This is a genomic window from Aminobacter sp. Y103A, from assembly GCF_030294925.1.
GTDB lineage: Bacteria > Pseudomonadota > Alphaproteobacteria > Rhizobiales > Rhizobiaceae > Aminobacter > Aminobacter ciceronei.
This window is the reverse complement of the sequence record NZ_AP017986.1, coordinates 144,407-163,312: the sequence shown is the minus strand read 5'-3', so window position 1 is coordinate 163,312 and position 18,906 is coordinate 144,407. Positions and strand designations below refer to the sequence as shown.

18 protein-coding genes are annotated in these 18,906 nt (G+C 65.5%); 5 read left to right on the top strand and 13 right to left on the bottom strand.

Features of this window, described 5'->3' with window-relative positions:
* Positions 1-51 precede the first annotated feature (51 nt).
* On the top strand, positions 52-1,017 hold the full coding sequence (locus Amn_RS00840; protein ID WP_067955533.1) for an ornithine cyclodeaminase family protein: 966 nt from the start codon (positions 52-54) through the stop codon (positions 1,015-1,017).
* Positions 1,018-1,123: 106 nt separating this feature from the next.
* Positions 1,124-1,822 (top strand): GntR family transcriptional regulator, encoded by a 699-nt coding sequence (locus Amn_RS00835; RefSeq protein ID WP_067955535.1) that lies wholly within the window; start codon positions 1,124-1,126, stop codon positions 1,820-1,822.
* A gap of 40 nt (positions 1,823-1,862) precedes the next feature.
* On the opposite strand, the gene Amn_RS00830 is transcribed toward Amn_RS00835, so the two are convergent.
* The 6 genes from Amn_RS00830 to Amn_RS00805 are packed head-to-tail and all read right to left on the bottom strand — an operon-like array spanning position 1,863 to position 6,860.
* The gene (locus Amn_RS00830; protein ID WP_154385219.1) at positions 1,863-2,807 is read right to left on the bottom strand and encodes a branched-chain amino acid ABC transporter permease; all 945 of its coding nucleotides are present in this window, start codon (positions 2,805-2,807) and stop codon (positions 1,863-1,865) included.
* Positions 2,808-2,814: 7 nt separating this feature from the next.
* Positions 2,815-3,717: a branched-chain amino acid ABC transporter permease gene (locus Amn_RS00825; RefSeq protein WP_154385220.1), complete on the bottom strand. Its 903-nt coding sequence runs from the start codon at positions 3,715-3,717 to the stop codon at positions 2,815-2,817.
* The gene (locus Amn_RS00820; protein ID WP_067955541.1) at positions 3,714-4,442 is read right to left on the bottom strand and encodes an ABC transporter ATP-binding protein; all 729 of its coding nucleotides are present in this window, start codon (positions 4,440-4,442) and stop codon (positions 3,714-3,716) included. Before Amn_RS00820 ends, Amn_RS00825 begins: the two co-directional genes overlap by 4 nt.
* Positions 4,439-5,230, bottom strand: a complete 792-nt coding sequence (locus Amn_RS00815; protein ID WP_154385221.1) for an ABC transporter ATP-binding protein — start codon at positions 5,228-5,230, stop codon at positions 4,439-4,441. Before Amn_RS00815 ends, Amn_RS00820 begins: the two co-directional genes overlap by 4 nt.
* Positions 5,227-6,447: a pyridoxal phosphate-dependent aminotransferase gene (locus tag Amn_RS00810; protein WP_154385222.1), complete on the bottom strand. Its 1,221-nt coding sequence runs from the start codon at positions 6,445-6,447 to the stop codon at positions 5,227-5,229. Before Amn_RS00810 ends, Amn_RS00815 begins: the two co-directional genes overlap by 4 nt.
* Positions 6,444-6,860: a Rid family hydrolase gene (locus Amn_RS00805; protein WP_067955545.1), complete on the bottom strand. Its 417-nt coding sequence runs from the start codon at positions 6,858-6,860 to the stop codon at positions 6,444-6,446. The genes Amn_RS00810 and Amn_RS00805 overlap by 4 nt, the downstream gene beginning before the upstream one ends.
* A 324-nt stretch (positions 6,861-7,184) precedes the next feature.
* Here Amn_RS00805 and msrA point away from each other — a divergent pair, with 324 nt between their 5' ends.
* A complete protein-coding gene (msrA, locus tag Amn_RS00800) occupies positions 7,185-7,925 on the top strand; it encodes a peptide-methionine (S)-S-oxide reductase MsrA (RefSeq protein WP_067955547.1) in 741 nt (246 codons plus the stop codon).
* Positions 7,926-8,018: 93 nt separating this feature from the next.
* Here msrA and Amn_RS00795 read toward each other — a convergent pair whose 3' ends face one another.
* On the bottom strand, positions 8,019-8,720 hold the full coding sequence (locus tag Amn_RS00795; RefSeq protein WP_083948332.1) for a phosphoribosyltransferase: 702 nt from the start codon (positions 8,718-8,720) through the stop codon (positions 8,019-8,021).
* Between the two features lie 90 nt (positions 8,721-8,810).
* On the opposite strand from Amn_RS00795, the gene Amn_RS00790 reads away from it, so the two are divergent.
* Positions 8,811-9,989, top strand: a complete 1,179-nt coding sequence (locus Amn_RS00790; protein ID WP_154385225.1) for a M20 aminoacylase family protein — start codon at positions 8,811-8,813, stop codon at positions 9,987-9,989.
* A gap of 262 nt (positions 9,990-10,251) precedes the next feature.
* On the opposite strand, the gene Amn_RS00785 is transcribed toward Amn_RS00790, so the two are convergent.
* The gene (locus Amn_RS00785) at positions 10,252-11,175 is read right to left on the bottom strand and encodes a nucleoside hydrolase (protein ID WP_154385226.1); all 924 of its coding nucleotides are present in this window, start codon (positions 11,173-11,175) and stop codon (positions 10,252-10,254) included.
* Between the two features lie 163 nt (positions 11,176-11,338).
* Between Amn_RS00785 and Amn_RS00780 the strand changes: the two genes are divergently transcribed.
* On the top strand, positions 11,339-13,213 hold the full coding sequence (locus tag Amn_RS00780; RefSeq protein ID WP_154385227.1) for an adenine deaminase: 1,875 nt from the start codon (positions 11,339-11,341) through the stop codon (positions 13,211-13,213).
* Positions 13,214-13,375: 162 nt separating this feature from the next.
* On the opposite strand, the gene Amn_RS00775 is transcribed toward Amn_RS00780, so the two are convergent.
* Genes Amn_RS00775 through Amn_RS00755 form a run of 5 tightly spaced genes read right to left on the bottom strand, consistent with a single transcriptional unit; the run spans position 13,376 to position 18,845 of the window.
* The gene (locus tag Amn_RS00775) at positions 13,376-14,785 is read right to left on the bottom strand and encodes a M20/M25/M40 family metallo-hydrolase (RefSeq protein WP_154385228.1); all 1,410 of its coding nucleotides are present in this window, start codon (positions 14,783-14,785) and stop codon (positions 13,376-13,378) included.
* A gap of 42 nt (positions 14,786-14,827) precedes the next feature.
* Positions 14,828-16,150, bottom strand: coding sequence for an amidohydrolase family protein (locus Amn_RS00770; RefSeq protein WP_154385229.1), 1,323 nt, complete (start codon positions 16,148-16,150; stop codon positions 14,828-14,830).
* A gap of 14 nt (positions 16,151-16,164) precedes the next feature.
* Entirely contained in the window at positions 16,165-17,226 is a 1,062-nt protein-coding gene (locus Amn_RS00765; RefSeq protein WP_286294271.1) for an ABC transporter ATP-binding protein, read from the bottom strand.
* Positions 17,227-17,232: 6 nt separating this feature from the next.
* Positions 17,233-18,021, bottom strand: a complete 789-nt coding sequence (locus Amn_RS00760) for an ABC transporter permease (RefSeq protein ID WP_083948334.1) — start codon at positions 18,019-18,021, stop codon at positions 17,233-17,235.
* On the bottom strand, positions 18,021-18,845 hold the full coding sequence (locus Amn_RS00755) for an ABC transporter permease (protein WP_067965855.1): 825 nt from the start codon (positions 18,843-18,845) through the stop codon (positions 18,021-18,023). Before Amn_RS00755 ends, Amn_RS00760 begins: the two co-directional genes overlap by 1 nt.
* Between the last annotated feature and the right edge of the window lie 61 nt (positions 18,846-18,906).

Sequence of the window (18,906 nt, the reverse complement as noted above, 5' to 3'; positions counted from 1 at the left end):
CGCCCGCTAGCGCGGCATATCTCTGTCTGGCCTCGCAAAGGAGCCGTTTCGATGCTGATCCTCAACCGGCAGGCTGTCGCCGCCGCCTTGCCCATGGCCGACTGCATCGATGCGATGCGTACAGCGTTGTCGGACTTTGCCACCGGCAGCTACCGGCTGTTTCCGCGCCAGCAGCTCAATGCCGGCCCCGGCGAGGTGCTGATGGGGCTGATGCCGACATTCTCGCAAGCAGGCGGCGAGAAGCTCTGGTGCCTGAAGGATGTGCTGGTCGCTCACGACAATGCGACGCGTGGCCTCGACAACCACCAGGGCGCCGTGCTGCTCAATGACGGCGAAACCGGCCAGTTGCGCGCCGTGCTCGACGCCACCGAAATCACCGCCCGGCGCACCGCCGCGACCTCTGCCGTGGCAACCGCGACCCTGGCCCGGCCCGGCGCCAGGACGGTTGCCATCCTCGGAACCGGCACGCAGGCCGAGACGCATATCGAGGCACTGCGCCATGTCATACCGGACGCAGCCTTCGTGCTCTGGGGCCGCTCGCGCGACAAGCTCGTGGAACTTGCCCGCAAGAGCGGCGGCGCGGTGGCCGACAGCGCGCAGGCCGCGGTCGCAGATGCCGACGTCGTCTGCACCTTGACCGGCTCGAAGGAACCTATCGTCGAGCTCGGCTGGCTGAAGCCGGGCTGCCACATCAATGCCGTCGGCTCGAGCAACCGAGCGGCCCGCGAGCTTGGCGACGACATCGTCGCCACTTCCGCCTTCTTCGTCGATTCGCGCAGCCAGGCCGCCGTCGAGTGCGGCGAGCTGCTGCAGCCGCTCGAGCGCGGCGTGATCGGTCCCGACCATGCCCGTGCCGAGCTCGGCGAGGTGCTTGCCGGATTGCATCCGGGGCGGTCGTCACCGCGGGAGCTTACGGTGTTCAAGTCGCTCGGCATTGCCGTGGAGGATGCAGCGGCGGCCATCCGCGCCGTGAAGAACGCGACCGACAGGGGCCTCGGCCAAAGGATCGACTGGTAGAGCCATCGCGGGCAAACAGTTCATGCGCGCCGTGCCGGCTTGATACCGTACGGCGCGATTTCTATGCTATGTACGAATTCATCGTTTGATCAAAAAAGGATGCTGGATGAGCGTCGATTTCCTGGAGCCCGTGTCGTCGCGCTCGACGATTCAGGACGGTATCTATCGCCAGCTGCGCAAGGCGCTGATGTCGGGCCATTTCGACCCCGGCCAGACACTGACCATCGCCATGCTGTCGGACACGTTCAAGACCAGCCACATGCCGGTGCGCGAGGCGCTGCGTCGCCTGATCGCGGAAAACGCGCTTGTGGTGCTGACCACCGGCTCGGCGCAGGTTCCCACCGTCAGCCTGGCCGCCCTGGACGATCTGTGCCTGACGCGCATCGCACTGGAAACGCTGGCGACCAAGCTCGCCACCGAGCGTTCCACGCCCGCCGACCGAAAGACCTTCCGGCATCTCGTCGAAGAGCATGAGGCGGCCGCCAACGACCGCAACCTCGAGGACATGATGGTCCGGAACCAGGAGCTGCATTTCGCCATCTACGAGTGCTGCGGCTCGCCCGTCATCATCCAGTTCATCCAGAGCCTGTGGCTGCGCTTCGGCCCCTACATGCGCATGTTGTCCGGCCATATCGAGCCGGTGCTGATCTCCGGCAAGTACCAGCCGAGCTCGCACCATCGCGACCTGATCGAGGCGATGGATGCCGGTGACGCGCGTGGCGCCGCCAAGGCGATCAAGGGCGACATCGAGACGACGCAGGCGTTGCTGCGCCGCCTGTGCAAGGAAACTGTCGAGACGAACTGACGGGCCGGCGCGCCGGCGCCGGCCCTTGCTGTCAGGCCACTCAGACGGCGTGGCGCGAGGTGACCGGCTGCTCGCCGATCAGGCCGCGTGGGCGCAGCAGAAGCACCAGCACCAGCGCCAGGCCGATGATCATCGCCTGGGCGGCACCGCCATAGATCTGGAGCTGCACCGGCAACATCTTCGACGCCACAGCACCGATGACGCTCCAGATGCCCCAGACGACGATCGCGCCGAGGATGGCGCCGCGATTGTTGCCGCTGCCGCCGATGATCAGCATCGCCCAGATCTGGAAGGTCAGGATCGGCAGGAAGTCGAACGGGCTGACGAAGCCGATGAAGCTGGCATAGAGCGCGCCTGCAAGGCCCATCAGCGTCGAGCCGATGACGAATGCCTGCAGGCGGAAGCTGCGGGTGTTCTTGCCCAGCGTCTCGGCCGCGACCTCGTCCTCGCGAATTGCCTTGAGCACGCGTCCCCATGGCGATCGCGCGATGCGCTCAAGCGCGACATAGGCGACGGCAAGGATCGCAACGATGACGGCGAGGTAGCCGAGATTGTTGGCCAGCGGCGTGGCAAACAGGCCGCGGAACGGGTTGGGGATCGAGGCGATGCCCATCGTGCCGCCGGTCAGTGCCTCGAAGTTGGTGGCGACGAGCTGGATGGTGACGGCGATGCCGAAGGTGGCGACAGCGAGGTAGTCGCCGCGCAGCCGGACCGTTGCCAGTCCGGTGATGAGCGCCGCAAGTGCTGCGGCAGCCATCGCGCCGACCACGCCGACGATCCAGGGCAGTTCGAAATTGCCAAGCAGTTCCGGCCGCGGTGGTGCCGTCAGGATCGCAAAGGTGTAGGCGCCGATGGCGTAGAAGCCGACGATACCAGCGTTGAACAGGCCGGTGCCGCCCCATTGCAAGTTGAGCCCAAGCGTCGCGATGCCGAGTATCAGCGCAACGGTGAGGAAGAATACGAGATACGAAACAAATCCGATCATCTGAGCCTCACACGCGTGCCGACCTGGAGAACAGGCCCTGCGGCCTGAGATAGAGGATGATGAGCAGCAGGCCGAAGGGCACCGCCGCCTTGTAGCCGGTCGGAATGACCAGCGCCGACAGGCTTTCGGTGAGGCCGACGATCAGGCCGCCGGCGACCGCGCCAAACAGGCTGCCGGTACCGCCGAGGATCGCCGCCGTGAACAGCGCCAGAAGCATGTTGAAGCCCATCTCCGGACGGATCTGCACGGTCAGGCCAGCAAATACGCCGGCTATTGCGGCAAGGGCGCCGCTCAGCATCCAGGTCCAGCGGACCACCTTGGCAATGTCGATGCCGCAGACCTGCGACAATGCCGGGTTCTCGGCCATCGATCGCATGGCGACGCCGATGCGGCTGTGTTTCAGGAACAGGTGCAGTGCCACGACCAGCGCCACGGTCAGCGCCAGGACGAGCACCTGGTCGGGCATCATCCTGACGTTGGGCAGGATCTCCAGCGAGATCTGCAGCTCCTGGCCATAATAGTGGGCGTCGGCACCCCAGACGAAGAGCACCAGATTGCGCAGGATCAGCGCGATGCCGAAGCTGGCGAAGACCAATGTCAGGCTGCTTGCGCGGCGCTTTCTGAGCCTGGAAAACACCAGCGTGTCGGCGGCGATGGCGATCAGCCCGGTGCCGATGCAGGAGACGACGATTGCCACGAGCAGCGGCCAGCCGAAGGAAAACGGGCCGATGGCTTGACCGGCGGGCAGGACGGTGACGACGGCAAGCGCCATGTAGGCGCCCCAGGTCAGCATTTCGGCATGGGCGAAGTTGGCGAATTTCAGCATGTGCGCGCACAGCGAATAGCCGATTGCCCCGAGCGCGAGGATACCGCCGGTCAAGAGACCGTCGGCGATGGCTTGTCCGATCATGATTTCCTCCGGAAGCCCAGGAATGCTTCGGCAATGGCGTCGTTGTCGAGCAGGTCGGCCGCCGTTCCTGTCATGTGGTTGCGGCCCTCGACCAGGACATAGGCACGGTCGGAAACCCGAAGTGCCGCCTTGGCATTCTGCTCCACCATCAGCACCGCGACCCCGCTCTTGGCGAGGCGGCGCAGGTCGTCGAGCACCTCGTGCACGATCTTGGGCGCCAGGCCAGCCGTGGGCTCGTCGAGCATGATGACGCGCGGGTCGGTCATCAGCGCGCGTGCCACCGCGAGCATCTGGCGCTGGCCGCCCGACAGCACGTTGGCAGCGGCGCGGCGGCGATCCGCCAGAGCAGGAAAATGCTCGAAGGCCCGTTGCACGCGTTCGCGCAACAGCGAACGCGGCAAGGTGTGGCCGCCGCTGATCAGATTGTCCTCGATCGACAGCGACGAAAAGACGTTGCTGGTCTGCGGCACGAAACCGACGCCCGCGGCGATGATCTCATGCGTCGGCAGCCCGGAAATGCGCTGGCCGCCGAGCCTGACCTCGCCGCCCTCGACCAGCACCAGGCCGGCCAACGCCTTGAGGAAAGTCGACTTGCCGGCCCCGTTCGGGCCGATCAGCGTGACCAGTTCGCCGGCATCGACGATGACCGAGATGTCGAAGACGATCGGCATGCCGGGGATATAGCTGGCGCGCAGGTTGCGCGCCTCGCAGACGGGTGCGCTCATGCCAGTTCTCCCACACTGACGTCACCGAGATAGGCGTCGACGACGCGCTGCTCCTTCATCACGCCGGCCGGGTCACCTTCGAAGATCACCCGGCCCTGCGCCATCACCACGATGTGGCGGCAGATGCGCATCACCATGTCCATGTTGTGCTCGACAATGAGGAAGGCGACGCCACGTTCGTTCAGCGCCACGATCTTGTCGATCAGCGTCTCGATGAGCGTCGGGTTGACGCCGGCCGTCGGCTCGTCGAGCAGGATGAGCGGCGGATCGACCATCATGACGCGGGCAAGTTCGAGCAATTTTTGCTGGCCGCCCGAAAGCACCCCGGCGAGGTCGCGCGCCTTGTCGGCGAGGCCGGTGAAGGCGAGCACCTCCATCGCCCGTTCGCGGGAGCGGCGCTCCTCGGCGGCGACAAGGCCGCTGCGGAACCAGTTGTTCCAGAATGTCTCGCCCGACTGAGCGGTGGCCGACAGCATGACGTTCTCGAGTACCGACATCTGGGGAAACGGCCGCGGGATCTGGAAGGTCCGCGCCAGGCCGGCGCGGAAGATCCTGTCGGGCCTGAGGCCCGAAATGGGCTTGCCGTCGAAGATCACCTCGCCGGCGCTCGGCTGGACTTCGCCGGCAACGAGGCCGAACAACGTGCTCTTGCCGGCGCCGTTGGGACCGATCAGGCCGGTGATCTGGCCCGCCTTGACCGAAATGTCGACACCGTCCACGGCCTTGAGCGCGCCGAAGCTCCTCGAGAGGCCCCGGGTCTGCAGGATGACATCGCCGGTCTGTGTCATGCGCTGCCCCGCCTTTCGCCGCTGGCCGGCGCGCCATCGCGGCCGTCCCATAGATTGTTGAAGAACCTGGACAGCCGATCCATGCCTTCGTCCAGCCGCTCGAGGCTTTCGGAGCCGAAGCAGACGCGAAGATGGCCTTCGCCCGACCGACCATAGAAGCTGCCGGCCTCGACGACCACATCCGCCTCGTCGAGGATCCTCTCCGCCAGCGCCTGCGACGGGATGCCGAAGGCCGAGATGTCGGGGAAGGCGTAGATGGCGCCTTGCGGCGACGGGCACTTCACACCCGGCATCTGGTTCAGGCGGCGAACGACGAGATCGCGCTTTTGGCGGTCGTGGTCGACCAGTTCGGCAAGCACTGCGGAAGGGCCGGTGATCGCGGCACGACCACCGGCCTGGATAAATGTATTGACGTGAGTGGCGTCGTTGGCGGTGATCTTCAGCAGCCCGGGCATCGCCCAGGAAGGGGCTGCCATGTAGCCGAGACGCCACCCATCCATGGCAAAGGATTTGGTGAATGCAAAAGCGGTGATGGTGCGCTCGGCCATGCCGGGCAGTGCCGCGATGCTGACATGCTCGCGGCCATCATAGACCATGTCTTCGTAGACCTCGTCGGAGACGACGAGCAGGTCGCGCCGGATCGCCAGTTCGGCGAGGCCCTCGAGCTCGGTGCGCGAGTAGACGCGGCCGGTCGGGTTGACCGGATTGACCAGCACGATCATCCGGGTGCGCTCGGTGATGGCGGCCTCGATCAGCTCGGGCCTGAGGGCGAAGTCGTCGGCTGCATCCAGCGTCACGAACACCGGTCTGGCGCCGGCCAGTTCGATCTTGCCGATGTGCTGGGGATAGAATGGGTCGAGCAGGATCGCTTCGTCGCCCGGATCGAGCAAGGCAAGGAACGCCGCGAACGAGGCATGCGTCAGGCCATTGGTGACCAGGATGTCGGCTGCGCTCACATCCATGCCGTTCTGGTTGCGCAGCTTTTCGGCGAGCGCCTCACGAAAGCTCGCGGTGCCTTTGAGGTCGCTGTAGTGGACGTCGCCGGCCAGGATCGCCGCGATCGTCGCCTGCTTGATGTGTTCGGGCGTGTCGGCCGCCGGGCGGCCGAGTTCGAGATGGATGAGGTCGCGCCCGCTGCCGGCGAGTGCCGCAGCCTTCTGGTACATGCCGAATGATTTCTGTGGCGTCCCGGAGATACGCCGCGCGACCCGCCTCATTGTCCCACCTTGGCAACATCTGCAGCGGTGTCGGCCTGACGCCGCGCGATGACCTCGAGCTCGACCTTGATCTCCTCGACGGCGAAACCGACGATGACGGTGGTGTTGGTCGGGCGCGGATCGGAGAAGGTCTGGCCGAGCAGGCGCGAGACGGCATTGACGTCGTCGCGGCTGGCAAGATTGACGCGCACCGACACTATGTCGCGCATGCTGGAGTCCGCCTCGGCCAGGGCGGCGGCGATGATGTCGAGCGCGCGGCGCGTCTGCACCGCCGCGTCCGGGTCGAAGCCGCCGATCTCGGGATCGTATCCCGCCGTACCCGAAACGAAAATCCAGTCGCCATCGACCACGGCTCGTGAGTAGCCAGCCAGTTCCTCGAAGGGAGAACCTGAATAGATCGCTTTTCGGGTCATTAGTCGCCTCTGCCTTTCGCGCTCATTTGATCAAACCATCATCGTGATAACGTAAGTTCGCGGTGAGATCAACTGCCTCGGAATGGTGTCGGCGTTTTGCCCTGATGAACGGAGGTTGCAGGGATTGAAACGGTCGGTAGCCCTTTGCCGGACACCGACTCGCGACCGCCGGCCTGACCGGCGCGGCAGTCAAATGCGCGTGACCCACGGCGATTTCGCGTAACAAAGCCACCTCCATCTCCGTATCCTCTACTGGCGGGCCGAACAGGTCCCCGGGCGTCCCGCAAGCGGCATGGTCCCGGAACGACAAACGGGAGTAGTTCGATGACAAGGAAACTCGTTGCGGCAAGACGGACCGTTGCCGGCTGTCGCCCGGCATTCTGGCTTTCGGTCGCGGCTGCCGTATTTGGCGCCTGGGCTCTGACGACCCCTGGCGTGGCGCAGGAGGGGATAAAGATTCCGCCGCCGGCGATCGACGCGACTGCGCAAGGCAATTCGGAGGTGGCGGTACTCGCAGGCGGCTGCTTCTGGGGCGTGCAGGGTGTGTTCCAGCACGTCGAGGGCGTCACGAACGCCGTGTCAGGCTATGCCGGCGGCGACAAGCAGACGGCTCAGTACAACGTCGTCGGCACCGGCTCGACCGGCCATGCCGAGGCGGTCAAGGTCACCTTCGACCCGCACAAGATCAGCTATGGTCGGATCCTGCAGGTCTATTTCTCGGTCGCGCATGACCCGACCCAGCTCAACCGCCAGGGTCCAGATACCGGCACGCAATACCGGTCGACCATCTTCCCGACCGATGCCGAACAGGCGAGAGTTGCCAAGGCCTATGTCGCACAGCTCGACAAGGCCAAGGTCTTCGACGCGGCGATCGCGACGACGATCGAACCCGGACGCGCCTTCTACAAGGCCGAGGACTATCATCAGGACTTCCTGACCTTGAACCCGACCTACCCCTACATCGTCTACAACGACCTGCCGAAGATCGAGAACCTCAAGCGCCTGTTCCCGGATCGCTACCGCAATGACCCGGTGCTGGTCTCGGAGGCCAAGGCATCCAACTGATAACAATGGGCGTTCCAGCAGGCAGCATCTTGGCGCGATGTGCCCGACCGGAACGTCGCAAGCAGGCGCCTGGAACAACCGCGTGGGTGAAGCCTAGTCCTGCTTCGGGAACCAGCCGCCACTGGAGCTGCGGCTGAGGCGCGGCGAGGTAATGGCGCCGTGGATATGGGCGATGTAGCTGGCATCGAGCTCGGTGATCGCCCGGCGCCAGACGTCGCCCTGCAGCATGCCGAAGACGGCGGCGGCCGGCCGCATGCCGGCCTTGGCCAGCAACTTCAGCACCGCCAGCATCGAGGTGCCGGAGCTTATCACATCGTCGACGACCAGCACTCGCCGTCCCTCGAGCAGCGGCAGCATGCGCGGGTCGAGATAAAGCCGCTTGGCGTGCTCCGGACTGGTGATCGAGCTCATCGGCTCGGACAGGTCCTCGCTGTACCAGAACTTTCGCGACGTCCCGAGCGCCACCATCCTGTCATGCCCGAGACGCCGGGCAACGCCATTGGCCAAAGGCAGGCCGAGCGTCGGCACGCCGATGACGACCTCGGGCGCGTAGACCCGGGCATGGGCCGCCATGGCATCCGACAGCGCATCCTCGACGGCGAAGCTCGCCTGGTTGACGATCATCGAGGCCACTGCCTGGCTACCGTCGCCCGGCAGGACGCGGACGGGCAGCGCGATCTGACGTCCGTCGGGCAGCGATGCCGGATAGAGGTCGTGGAAGCCGTCCGCCGGTGCAGCGTCGAACGTGTCCGCGGGATAAACTGTCTGCCAGAATTGATGCGGAGCGAGTGGCACAACGGGCCTTTCTGTTGCAGAAGGGGACATGCGGCGCCGATGGCCCTGGGCGCCTGAGATTGCAGAACCGGGCCGAACGGAGTTTGCGTGATGACATCGACGGCCGGGCACGACAAGGGCGAAATCGAGCTGCTGACGGCGCTGCGCCGCGACATCCACGCCCATCCCGAGCTGGGCTTCGAGGAACTACGCACATCAGGCATCGTGCAGAAGATGCTGGCCGAGGCCGGCATCTCGGTGCAGACCGGGCTCGGCAAGACCGGCGTCGTCGGCACGCTGAAGCTCGGCGACGGCTCGCGGCGCATCGCGTTGCGCGCCGACATGGACGCGCTCGCCATGCCCGAGATGGCCGAAGACCGGGCCTACAAGTCGACCGTGTCAGGCAAGATGCACGCCTGCGGCCATGACGGCCATACCGCCATGCTTTTGGGTGCCGCCCGCGAACTCGCCCGTCGCAAGAGCTTTTCCGGCACTGTGCATTTCATCTTCCAGCCGGCCGAGGAAGGTCGTGGCGGCGCCAAGGCGATGATCGAGGACGGTTTCTTCAAGCAGTTTCCGGTCGATGCCGTCTACGGTCTGCACAACATGCCCGGCATCGCCACCGATAGCATGGCGGTTGTTTCAGGGCCGCAGCTCGCCTCGTCCGACCGCTGGACCGTCACCTTCAAGGGCATCGGCACCCATGGCGCCAAGCCGCATCTCGGCCGCGACGCGATGACGGCAGCCGGCCAGTTCCTGACAGCACTCCACACCATCGTCGCACGCCGCGTCGATCCCCTCCAGCCGGCGGTGGTCAGCGCCTGCGCCATGGAAGCGGGCAGCTTCGAGGCGCTCAACGTCATCCCCGATCTGGTCAAGATCGGCGGCACCTCGCGCGCCTATTCGGCCGCCGTGCGCGACCAGCTGGAAAAAGAGATCGGCGCGCTGGCCGAGGGCTCGGCGAAGCTCTACGGCATCGAGGCAGAGTATCGCTACTTCCGCCAGATGCCACCCGTGGTGAACGACAGGGACGCGACACGCCGCGCGCTGGCTGCGGCCCAGGCGGCCCTGGGCATCGACAAGGTGATGACCGAGTTTCCGCCATCGACCGCCGGCGACGACTTCGCCATGTTCAGCCAGGAAGTGCCCGGCGCCTATGTCTGGCTCGGCAACGGCCCCGCCGTCGACGGCGCCCTGCACCACAACAGCCACTACGACTTCAACGACGACGCACTGGCGAGCGGCGTGAAGTTCTGGACGACGCTGGTCGAGCAGGAGCTGGCGGCGTAATTGTTGGTCGTCAGCGCGCGCTGAAAGCCCCCTCTCCGTCACGGCTTCCCCGTGCCACCTCTCCCCACTTCGTGGGGCGAGGAAATGCTAATCGCCAGCGATGCCCTGAACACATAGGTTCACCCAGAATGAACCAAGCTTTGCTGCAGCAACGATATCCGGACCTCAGAACTTGGGTTCCTCACCCCCACGAAGTGGGGGGGGGAGAGATGGCACGGCAAAGCCGTGACGGAGAGGGGGCCTTCCCTTCTGCTACGAAGCGCTACTCCGCCTTCAGCCTGGCATAGAGCAGCTTCAGCACCGCAGCGCTCTCGACCTTCAATGCCACCGAAACCGCAGCCCCATCTTCTGAAACCGTCAGCGCGCCCGCATCGCGAGTCGTGCCGGTGTCGACCGCCAGCTTCAGCGTCTCGCAGCCAAACAACTCTTCGTCCAGCGCCAGCAGCATCACGCAGGGGTCGTGCAGCGGCCGGCTTTCGCCGCCAGTGGTCGACTGGAAATAGGCGTCGATCAGCGCACCCGAAGCGACAGCCGCCGGTACATCGGATGCCTGCAGCATGGCCGTGTCGTCGCGCGTGGCGCGGACCTTGCGGGTAACGTCGAGCGGGATCAGCGTCATGTCGAGCCCGGCGCCAAAGACGATCTCGGCGGCCTCCGGATCGGCGGCGATGTTGAACTCGGCGCGCGGGCCGATATTGCCCGGCTCGTGCACCGCACCACCCATGGCGATGACGCGGCCGATGCGGCCAGCGGCCTCCGGGTACTCGGTAACCAGGCGAGCGATGTTGGTCAGCGGGCCGAGCGCCAGGATGTCGATGCTGCCGGTTTCCGCGGCCCGGAGCGTGTCGCGCAACCAGGTGACTGCGTCGCCGGCCACGGGCTGTGAAAGCGCATCGGGGAAGGCCACACCGCCGAGGCCGTCATTGCCGTGAATGTCGGCGGTGTCGAAACCCTTGCGCGACAGCGGCCCGGCGGCACCGGCGATGACAGGCACGTCGACCCGGCCCTCAAGCGCGAGGATGCGGCCGGCATTGCGCGTCGTCGTTGCAATGCCGATGTTGCCGGCGACCGTCGTGATTCCGATGACGTCGAACTCGGCCGACTTCAGCGCCAGCAGGATCGCCACTGCATCGTCGATGCCGGGATCGGTGTCGATGATCACCTTGCGGGTGGGTTTCAGCTGCATGGCGCGACCTTTCGTTCCAGTCTCAAATCAAGTCCGTCTGGCTTCACATCATCGCATCAGGGGAATCAAGCCGAAATGCTTGTCCCAGCACCGCTCGACCGCTCACTGCTGGCACAGTGGAAACGGGTTCCGATTTCGCTGGTGATGCAGTAGAGGCGAGGCCATGACCAAGACAGCTCCTTTGCCCGCCGACCTCCTCATCGATCCCGCCGACGAAATCCTGATCAGGCAGGACCTCGTGCTTGTTGCCCTCGGCAAGCGCGAAGCCGATCGCCTCGTCCAGCTCGGCCGCGTGCTCGACGTGCACACCGGCACCTGGATGGACGATTGCGAGGTGGCGATCCGCGGCCGCCGCATCGCCTATGTCGGCCCCGCCGGCAGCTTCGCGGGCACGGCGCGCGAGACCATCGACCGCACGCATCTTGCGGCGGTGCCGGGCTTCGGCGAGGTGCACAAGCACATCGAAAGCTCGCACCTGACGCCAGAGCACGAGGCAGCCCTTGTCATGCCGCGCGGCAACACCTGGACCTGCGAGGCGAGCCACGAATTTTCCAACGTCAACGGCCCCAACAATCTCGAATTCTGGCTGACGGCGCGCCGTGCCGGCTCGCCGATGAAGATCTTTCCGCTGCCCGGCTCGGCGGTTCCGCCGACGGCTTATGAAGGCGGCGGCGGCCATTTCGGCTATGCCGAGCAGATCGGCTTCCTCGGCGAGAGCACGATGGTCGCCGGCCTCGACGAGGTCATGGACTGGCCGGCCGTCTGGAACCCCGAGAACCCTTCCTATGGCAGGCTCTGGGGCATGATCCAGGCGACATTCGAGAAGCGCGGCGTGGTCGAGGGCCATGGCGCCGGCCTGCGCGACCTGCCGTCGATCAATGCGTTCGCCGCCGCCGGCCTATCCTCCGACCACGAAGCGTGGACGCCCGAGGAGGCATGGGACAAGCTCCGGCACGGCATTTTCATCGAGGTCCGTCCGCATTCGATGCCCGACATCATCAAGGGCCTGCTCGAACGCGGCTTGCGCGACTGGAGCCAGGTGGCCTTCGCCACAGACGACCGCAGCGCCTCCGACACGCTGAAGATGGGCGCGACCGACCACAATGTCCGCCTCGCCATCGAAAGCGGCCTGTCGCCGGAGATCGCCTACCAATGCGTGTCGATCAACCCGGCGCGGCACATGCGGCTGACACCCTTTGTCGGCTCCATCGCCCCCGGGCGCTTCGCCGACATGGTGCTGCTCGACAAGGCAGCGACCGTGTCGATCGCGGAGGTCTGGGCCGATGGCGAACAGGTGTCCGAGGGCAAGCGCTTCACCGGCCACCTGCCTGCCATCGACTGGCCTGACTGGGCGACGAAGACGGTCAATGTCGACCGAAAGCTGACCGCCGCAGACTTCGCCGTCGCTGCCGAGCCGGGCCGCGCGACGATGCAGGCGGCACTGCTGCGTCCGTTCCACTGGGATGACAACTTCATCACCACGGAACTTCCGGTGGCCGATGGCGCCGTACAGCGCGACAGCGACCGCAACATAACCAAATTTGCCGTCGTCGACCGCTATTCAGGCAAGGGCCGCGTCGCCAAGATGTTCTGGCTCGGCTGTGGCCCGAAGACGCCTGACACGGCCGTTGGCTGCACGGTGGCGCACGACCAGCACAACATCTGGGTCGTCGGCTCGTCCGATGCCGCCATGGCCGAGGTGGTCAACCGCATCTCGCAGAACCAGGGCGGCTGGGCGCTGGTCACATCAGGCAAGGTCGTCGCCGACGTGCATTACGAGGTCGGCGGCCTGATGACCAACCGCCCGGCCGAGGCGCTCGATGCCGAGATGGAGGCGCTCTATGCAGAAGCCAACAAGATCGACTGGCTCTATGAACCAACGTTTTCGCCGCGCTGGTTCCCCGGCTTCCCCGAGCGCCTGCAGTTCGCCACGCTGACCTGCGCACCTTGGCGCTGGGTGCTTGTGGCGCCGACGGATGCGGTGCCCGAGGGGTTCGTGAACGTGCAGACGGGTGAGAGCCACAAGGTGGTTTGGTAGGCGAGACTTTGGTGCGTCCTTCGAGGCGCCCCCCTCTCCGTCACGGCTTCGCCGTGCCACCTCTCCCCCGCTTTGCGGGGGCGAGGAAAAGCCAATCGCCCGCCGCTCCGGAACTGGTGAAACATCAGCGGGCGAGCGTCGAAGGACGCCCCACCTGCAGCCTCAGCCCTTGTCGTGCGCAAACGCCGCGAGGATGCGGGCCCAGGACCGGATGCCTTTCCGGAAGCTCGAAAGGTCGTATTTCTCGTTCGGGCTGTGGATGCGATTGTCGAAGCGGGCGAAGCCGATCAGCAAAGAATCCATGCCGAGCTTTTCCTTGAAGGCGGAGACGATCGGGATCGAGCCGCCGCTGCCGGCCACTGCCGCCTCGCGCTCCCACTCCTCGGTCAGCGCGCCGAGCGCCTTGGTGAGAAACGCGCCGTCGATCGGCATGACGGTCGCGGCACTCGCACCGTGGTCGATGAACTCGACCGAACAATCGGCCGGGATGCGGGCTCGGACATGGGCACGGAAGGCATCGCGGATCTTTTCCGGATCCTGGCCGGCGACGAGGCGGAAGGAGATCTTGGACTGCGCTTTGGCCGGTATGACCGTCTTGAAGCCTTCTTCGGTGTAGCCGCCGATGATGCCGTGGATTTCGCAGCTCGGGCGTGCCCAGACCTGCTCGAGCACAGAGCGGCCGCTTTCGCCGGCGGGAATCGAGAGGCCGATATCGCCCAGAAAGCCCCTGTCGTCGAAAGGCAGGCGCTGCCACTGTGCCTTGATGGCGTCGGGCAGTTCGGTGACGCCGTCGTAGAAACCTTGGACAGCCACGCCGCCGTCTGGCGTGCGCAGGCTGGCGACGATGTCGGACAGCACCTGCAAGGGATTGCGCGCGGCGTTGCCGTAGATGCCCGAATGCAGGTCGCGGTTGGAGCAGGAGATAACGATCTCCTCCTTCAGCACGCCGCGCAGCATGGTGGTCACCGCTGGCGTCTCGGCGTCCCACATGTCGGTGTCGCAGACGAGCACGACATCAGCCTTGAGTTCGGCACCGGTCGTGTCGAGAAAGGGCGGCAGGCTCGGGCTGGAGATCTCTTCCTCGCCCTCGAACAGCACCGACACCTGGATCGGCAGGCTGCCGACGACGGCCTTCCAGGCGCGGCACGCCTCGACGAAGGTCAAGAGCTGGCCCTTGTCGTCGGAGGCGCCGCGGGCAACGATGTGGGTCTCGCCATCGGGCTGCGGCACGAGCTTCGGCTCGAACGGGTCGGAGTGCCACAGACCACGCGGATCGACGGGCTGGACGTCGTAATGGCCGTAGAACAGCACATGCGGCCCCTGCCCCGTGCGGTCGTGGCCGACCACCATCGGGTGGCGCGCGGTCGGACGCACCGAGGCGTCAAAGCCGAGTTCGCCGAGTTCTTTCTTCAGCCATTCGGCGGCGCGCTTGCAGTCCGGGGCATGCGCCGGATCGGTCGAGACAGATGGAATACGGATCAGGTCGAACAGGCGCGCAAGGCTTGCGTCGATATTGGCGTCGACATTGGCGAGCACCTTGTCGAGATGCGTCGAGGCTTCTGATCGGTTCATTGCTTTGTCCTTCCCTGTACGTCCCGGACGCTCGTCCGGACCTCAGCCCGCAGCGTCGATGCGGGCCATCTCGGCTTTGAAGCTGTGCGCCACCTGCAGCGCGTCGCGCAGCACCTTCTTGCGTTCGAGGCTCAGTACCTCGCGGCCGCGCATCAGCCAGTCGCCGCCCACCATGACGTCGCACACGTCGGTCGGCAGGGTGGCGAAGACCAGCGTGGAATAGATGTCATAGACCGGCTGCTGACGCGGCGAGGCCAGGCTGACGCGGATGAGATCGGCCTGCTTGCCTGGCTCGAGCGAGCCGACCTTTGCATCCAGGCCCAGCACCTTGGCGCCATCACGGGTCGCCATGCGCACGACGTCGACCGAGGCCATCGGCTTGCGGCTGTGGCCGAGCAATTTCTGGAACATCGACACCGGCGCGAACTGCGAGAACAGGTCGAGCGTGTTGCCGCTCATCGCGCCATCGGTCGAAATCCCTACCGGAATGCCGGCCTTTCGCATCGCCTCGACGGGTGCGATGCCGCGCCCGGCCTTGCCGTTGGAGCGGGCATTGTGGGCGACGCAGACTTTTGCATGCGCCATGCGCTCGATGTCGGTCTCATCGACATGCAGGCAGTGCGCGCAGATCAGGCCCCGGCGCAGCAGGCCCGCCTTCTCGACGACCTCGATCGGTCGCATGCCGTGGGTTTTCTCAGCCCACGCCATCTCGGCATCGCTCTCGGCCAGATGCATCTGCACAGGCACGTCGGGATGGTCGTCCGCCCAGCGGGCGATGCGCTCCATCGTCGTCATGCCGGTCGAATAGGGCGCATGCGGGGCAATCGACGGGATGACCCTATCATGTCCGGCGAATTCGGAGACGAGTTGTTCGGTGAGAGCAAAACCTTCGTCGACCGACTTGTGGTCGGGCGGATCGAAGTCGGCGATGGTCTGGCCGAGCACGCCGCGGATGCCGGCATTGGCCACAACCCGCGCGACTTCGGTCTCGAAGTAATACATGTCGGCGACTGTGGTGACGCCACCCTCGATCAGCTCGAGCGCGGCAAGTGCCGTTCCCGCACGCACTGCCTCGGGCCGCACGAACTTGCGTTCCAAGGGCAGGATGTAGCGGTAGAGCCGGTCGTCGACGTCCTCGCCGAGGCCGCGGAACAGCGTCATCGCCATGTGGCAATGCGGGTTGACCATGCCGGGCATGACGACATCGCCGCCGGCGTCAACAATTTCCGCGCCGACGATTGCGGGGGCCTCGCCCACGCCGACAGCCTCGATGACCTCGCCCTCGACATGGACCCAGCCCTTGTCGACGACGGGCATGTCCTCCGTGCAGGGGAGGACGGTGGCGTTGGTGATGAGGATGGACATGGTCGCTCCTCGGGTCACTCCGGTTTCAGCACGCAGCACTGGTCGGGCACCGGCACCAGCTTGGCCCGCGCGCGCGGTTCCAGCGGCGCCGACAGCGAGCCGTTGGCGATCAGTTGGCCGGCAGCAGTGTCCGCCTGGTACTGGTAGGCGCGACCAAGATAGGTGCGCAGGCCAAGCGTTGCGGGAATGCCCTCGGCGTTGGCGTCCGTCGAGACGGCCAGGCCATCCGCGCGTGCGGCCAGCACGAACACGTCTGGGATCGCGCCGAAACGGTCCTGCGACAGCTTGAGCTGCGATCCGCCATCGGTCACGGCCGTCACTTCAGCGCCGTCGCGTGCGGAAACCGTCATCGGCACCAGGTTCTCGAAGCCGACGAAGCGGGCGACAAACGTGTTGGCCGGGCGCTGGTACAGCGTCTCGGGCGTGTCGAACTGCATGATGCGGCCGGCATTCATGATGGCGACGCGGTCGGAGATCGAGAACGCCTCTTCCTGGTCGTGGGTGACATAGACCGAGGTGGTGCCATTGGCGCGCTGCAGCTGGCGGATCTCGACGCGCATGTCGACACGCAGCTTGGCATCGAGGTTGGACAGCGGCTCGTCGAACATCAAAAGCGGCGGCTCGATGACGAGTGCACGCGCAAGCGCCACGCGCTGCTTCTGGCCGCCGGAGAGCGCGCCCGGCAGGCGGTCGGCGAGCTGCGACAGGCCGACGCGTTCGAGCATTGCCCTGGCGCGCTTCTCGCGATCACCTGGAGCCACGCCGCGCTGCTTCAATCCGAAGCCGACATTGTCGAGCACCGAGAGATGCGGGAACAGCGCGTAGTTCTGGAACACCAGGCCGATGTCACGCTTGTAGGCCGGCAGCCGGGTCAGGTCCTTGTCGCCAAGGCGGATCGAGCCGGAGGTCGGCTCGAGGAAGCCGGCGATGAGGCGCAGCGTCGTCGTCTTGCCGCAGCCCGAGGCGCCGAGCAGCGAGACGAGCTCGCCTTTGCCGACCGAGAGCGACAGGTCCTCCAGCACCTTGGTGGCGCCGTAGTGGGCGGTGAGATTCTGGACTGTAAGTGCCTGGGTCATATGGGTCTACTTCGCAAGGAAGGTGAGGCCGAGCGTGCGCTCGACGATGGCCATGACTGCCACGGTCAGCAGCATCAGCAGCACCGACACCGACGCGATCGTCGGATCGAAGAACTGCTCGACATGGGCGAGTATCTGGATCGGCAGCGTCGAGACGCCGGGTCCGGTGAGGAACAGCGACGTCGACACGTCGTTGATCGAGGTGATGAAGGCCAGGATGAAGGCCGCGATCACGCCAGAGCGGACGTTGGGCAAAACGATAGTGAAGAAGGTCTTCACCGGCGGGCTGCCGAGGCTGACGGCGGCTTCCTCGATCGAGAAATCGAACGAGGCGAGGCTCGCCGAAACGACACGCACGCAATAGGGCAGCACCAAGAGCATGTGGCCGACGAGCAGCGTCAGGAAGATCGGCGTCTGCATGCCCACCGCCACCGATTTCAGCAACGAGAAGCCGAGCACGATCTCGGGCACCAGGATCGGCAGCACAAAGACGGTCGACAGCCAGGACGGCAGCTTGATGCGGTAGCGGTTGAGCGCATAGGCCGCCGGAATGCCGATCAACAGCGCCAGTCCCGTCGCCAGGAAAGCGAGCTCGAGGCTGGTGATGATGGTGCGCTTGAAGGCGCTGATCTCGAAGATGTTCTCGAACCAGCGCAAAGTCAGGCCTTGCGGCGGGAAGGTCAGATAGGTGGTGTCGCTGACCGAGGCGCCAAGCACGATGATCAGCGGCCCCATCAGGAAGATGTAGACCAGGACGGTGAACAGGATGAGCAGGGGATTGATACGGCTGGTCATCATGTCGCCATCGGGTTGAGACGCCGCGCAACGCGGCTCATGGCAAGAACGACGGCGACGGTGATCACCACCATGATTGCCGCGATTGTGGAAGCGCCGACCCAGTCGAACGACACCATGGCACGCTGGTACATCAGCGTGCCCATCACCATCTGGCGCTCGCCGCCGAGCAGCTGGGGCGTGGCGTAGGCAGTGAACGAGCCGGTGAAGACGAGAACGGCGCCGACGATCAGACCGGGCACGGCGAGCGGCAGGATGACCTGCCGGAAGGTCGCCGCCGGCGTGGCGCCAAGCGATGACGAGGCCTGGACGACGTCGTCGGGGATGTTCTCCAGCACGCCAACAAGCGTCAGGATCATCAGCGGCACGAAAAGATAGACCATCGCAACGATGACCGACCCTTGCGTGTAGAGCATCGACAGCGGCTCTGAGATCGCGCCGATGCCGACCAGGAAATTGTTCAGGATGCCATTCTTGCCGAGGATGATCAGCCAGGCGAAGGAGCGGACGACGACACCGGTCAACAGCGGGAAGACGGCCGCGATGATCAGAAGGCTCTTCAGCTTGCCCGGCGACTTCGACACGACATAGGCGGTGAGGAAGCCGACGACGAGCGAAATCGCTGTGGTCGCCAGCGAAATCTCGATGGTGCGCCAGAGCACGGTGCGGCGGAAGCCGCTGTTGAAGAAGGCGATGTAGGGCGCAAAGATGCCGCCATCCTCGCCGAAGGTCGTGGCGATGGTCGCGGCCACCGGCAGTATCAGGAACACCAATACGGCCAGCGTAGCCGGCCCTGCGAGCCACCATCCGGCAAAGCGTTTCAGCATGAAATCTCTTCCAGTTTCCACGGACAGATGGCGTCCGGGAGATCTTGTTGCGGCGTGC

Excerpts from the sequence above, each read along its gene's own strand:
- Amn_RS00840 (WP_067955533.1), top strand. The coding sequence starts at position 52 with ATGCTGATCCTCAACCGGCAGGCTGTCGCCGCCGCCTTGCCCATGGCC.
- Amn_RS00835 (WP_067955535.1), top strand. The coding sequence starts at position 1,124 with ATGAGCGTCGATTTCCTGGAGCCCGTGTCGTCGCGCTCGACGATTCAG.
- Amn_RS00830 (WP_154385219.1), bottom strand. The coding sequence starts at position 2,807 with ATGATCGGATTTGTTTCGTATCTCGTATTCTTCCTCACCGTTGCGCTG.
- Amn_RS00825 (WP_154385220.1), bottom strand. The coding sequence starts at position 3,717 with ATGATCGGACAAGCCATCGCCGACGGTCTCTTGACCGGCGGTATCCTC.
- Amn_RS00820 (WP_067955541.1), bottom strand. The coding sequence starts at position 4,442 with ATGAGCGCACCCGTCTGCGAGGCGCGCAACCTGCGCGCCAGCTATATC.
- Amn_RS00815 (WP_154385221.1), bottom strand. The coding sequence starts at position 5,230 with ATGACACAGACCGGCGATGTCATCCTGCAGACCCGGGGCCTCTCGAGG.
- Amn_RS00810 (WP_154385222.1), bottom strand. The coding sequence starts at position 6,447 with ATGAGGCGGGTCGCGCGGCGTATCTCCGGGACGCCACAGAAATCATTC.
- Amn_RS00805 (WP_067955545.1), bottom strand. The coding sequence starts at position 6,860 with ATGACCCGAAAAGCGATCTATTCAGGTTCTCCCTTCGAGGAACTGGCT.
- msrA (WP_067955547.1), top strand. The coding sequence starts at position 7,185 with ATGACAAGGAAACTCGTTGCGGCAAGACGGACCGTTGCCGGCTGTCGC.
- Amn_RS00790 (WP_154385225.1), top strand. The coding sequence starts at position 8,811 with ATGACATCGACGGCCGGGCACGACAAGGGCGAAATCGAGCTGCTGACG.
- Amn_RS00785 (WP_154385226.1), bottom strand. The coding sequence starts at position 11,175 with ATGCAGCTGAAACCCACCCGCAAGGTGATCATCGACACCGATCCCGGC.
- Amn_RS00780 (WP_154385227.1), top strand. The coding sequence starts at position 11,339 with ATGACCAAGACAGCTCCTTTGCCCGCCGACCTCCTCATCGATCCCGCC.
- Amn_RS00775 (WP_154385228.1), bottom strand. The coding sequence starts at position 14,785 with ATGAACCGATCAGAAGCCTCGACGCATCTCGACAAGGTGCTCGCCAAT.
- Amn_RS00770 (WP_154385229.1), bottom strand. The coding sequence starts at position 16,150 with ATGTCCATCCTCATCACCAACGCCACCGTCCTCCCCTGCACGGAGGAC.
- Amn_RS00765 (WP_286294271.1), bottom strand. The coding sequence starts at position 17,226 with ATGACCCAGGCACTTACAGTCCAGAATCTCACCGCCCACTACGGCGCC.
- Amn_RS00760 (WP_083948334.1), bottom strand. The coding sequence starts at position 18,021 with ATGACCAGCCGTATCAATCCCCTGCTCATCCTGTTCACCGTCCTGGTC.